This window comes from Verminephrobacter aporrectodeae subsp. tuberculatae At4 (assembly GCF_000193225.1).
In the GTDB taxonomy this organism is placed as follows: Bacteria; Pseudomonadota; Gammaproteobacteria; order Burkholderiales; family Burkholderiaceae_C; genus Acidovorax; species Acidovorax aporrectodeae.
Window position 1 is genome coordinate 1 of record NZ_AFAL01000907.1, and the last position, 330, is coordinate 330.

Genomic DNA, 330 nt, shown 5'->3' on the forward strand with positions numbered 1-330 from the left:
GGGCTTGAAGTAGCTGACGGTTACCCTGTCGTCGTGGGCGATGCGCTCCAAGAGTGTCAGTGTCACGGTCTTGGCCGTCGCGTTCACGACGGCGCTGCCAATAGAGATGATCCAGATCACCGAGCTCTTGTTGTTGTAGCCCTTGACCGAAAAGCCTGCGTTGCGCGCCAGCGCAGCATCGTCCAAGTCGCTCTGTTCGGTGTAGTCGATCACCAGTTGGTTGCTGCGGACCGTGGCGCTGCTGAACACCGGGGGCGTGGTGTCTGCTGCTGCCTCTGGCGTGTTGTTCGTCACAGCCCAGTTGCTGAAGTTCACCGCGTCGTTGCCGGC

1 protein-coding gene is annotated in these 330 nt (G+C 60.9%); it reads right to left on the minus strand.

What is annotated here, in order from left to right; genetic code table 11:
* Nucleotides 1-330 (minus strand): SwmB domain-containing protein (locus tag VTU_RS29805; protein WP_010109314.1); only part of this gene is annotated, 330 nt, incomplete at both ends.